Origin of the sequence: Nonomuraea lactucae, assembly GCF_003313395.1 — a bacterium.
GTDB classification, from domain to species: Bacteria; Actinomycetota; Actinomycetes; order Streptosporangiales; family Streptosporangiaceae; genus Nonomuraea; species Nonomuraea lactucae.
Map to the genome: position 1 here is coordinate 1 of NZ_QNFZ01000538.1, position 1,629 is coordinate 1,629.

Annotated in this window: 1 protein-coding gene; it reads left to right on the forward strand. The window is 71.2% G+C overall.

Translation table 11 applies throughout. The features are described from left to right. Positions 1-102: 102 nt before the first annotated feature. Complete coding sequence (rocD, locus tag DQW85_RS23360) at positions 103-1,311, forward strand: ornithine--oxo-acid transaminase (protein WP_113702235.1); 1,209 nt, start codon at positions 103-105, stop codon at positions 1,309-1,311. Positions 1,312-1,629: the final 318 nt, after the last annotated feature.

Sequence of the window (1,629 nt, forward strand, 5' to 3'; positions counted from 1 at the left end):
AAGCGGCGCGGCTACGAGCCGATCCCGGTCGAGCTGTCCGAGCTGCGCAAGGCCGGCGGCGGCCCCAAGTGCTGCACACTGGAAATCAGGGGGGAGAAGTAGATGACCACCAGTGCCCAGCTGATCGAAGTAATCGAGCGCCGTAGCGCGCACAACTACCACCCGCTGCCCGTGGTGATCTGCGAGGCGCACGGCCCCTGGGTCACCGACGTCGAGGGCAGGCGCTACCTCGACTTCCTGTCCGGCTACTCGTCCCTGAACTTCGGACACGGCAACCCTAAGATCGTCGAGGCGGCCCAGGACCAGCTCAAGAACCTCACGCTGACCAGCCGGGCGTTCTACCACGACCAGTTCGCGGCGTTCTGCGCCGGGCTGGGCGACCTCACCGGCAAGGACATGATCCTGCCGATGAACACCGGCGCCGAGGCCGTGGAGACCGCCATCAAGGTGGCCCGCAAGTGGGGCTACGAGGTCAAGGGCGTCGAGCCGGAGCAGGCCAACATCATCGTGATGGAGGACAACTTCCACGGCCGCACCACCACGATCATCAGCTTCTCCACCGACCCCGACGCGCACGACGGCTTCGGCCCCTACACGCCCGGCTTCAAGATCGTGAAGTACGGCTCGGTGGAGGCGGTCCGCGAGGCCGTCGACGCCAACACGGTGGCCGTGCTCCTGGAGCCGATCCAGGGCGAGGCCGGGGTGCTGGTGCCGCCGGACGGCTACCTCACGCAGGTGCGCGAGCTGTGCTCGGCCGAGGGCATCCTGATGATCGCCGACGAGATCCAGTCGGGGCTGGGCCGCACCGGCAAGACGTTCGCCTGCGACCACGAGGGCGTCGTGCCCGACATGTACGTTCTGGGCAAGGCGCTGGGCGGCGGTGTCGTCCCCGTGTCGGCGATCGCGGCGAACGAGGACGTGCTCGGCGTGATCAAGCCCGGCCAGCACGGGTCCACGTTCGGCGGCAACCCGCTGGCCTGCGCCGTCGGCAACGCCGTGATCGAGCTCCTCAACACCGGCAAGTACCAGGCGCGGGCCACCCGGCTCGGCGAGGTGCTGCAGGCCCGGTTGCGCGAGCTGATCGGCGAGGGCGTGGTGACCGTGCGGGGGCGCGGCCTGTGGGCGGGCGTCGACATCGACCCGTCGCTGGCCACCGGTCGCGAGGTGTCGAAGGCGCTGATGGAACGCGGGGTGCTGGCCAAGGACACCCACGGCTCCACGATCCGGCTCGCGCCGCCGATCGTGATCTCCGAGGAGGACCTCCTCTGGGCCGTCGACCAGCTCGCCGACGCCATCGCCTCGTTCCGCTAGGACACATCGGCTCGCCCGTCGGGAGGCGGTCGGGAGGCCGTCGGGAGGCCGTCGGCTCGTCCGCAAGAACGCGCCATCGGCTCGTCCGCCAGGACGCCGTCGAATCCCTCCACTCGACACAGCCGTACGGCCCGGGCCACGGACAAGGTTCCGCGGCCCGGGCCGTACCGCCGCCTGAGGGGTGGCCGCCCGGGGGTGTGCCCGCCTCCCGGGCAGGCCACCGGTCAGGCGCGACCCACCACCGGCGAAGCGCGGCCGGGCCCCCGGTGGGGGCGGCCCGGCCAGTGGCAGGTTGCGGCCGGTCCGCCCGCCCGAGGG

Bases quoted from the DNA above. Each gene is read 5' to 3' on its own strand.
- rocD (WP_113702235.1), top strand. From the start codon at position 103: ATGACCACCAGTGCCCAGCTGATCGAAGTAATCGAGCGCCGTAGCGCG.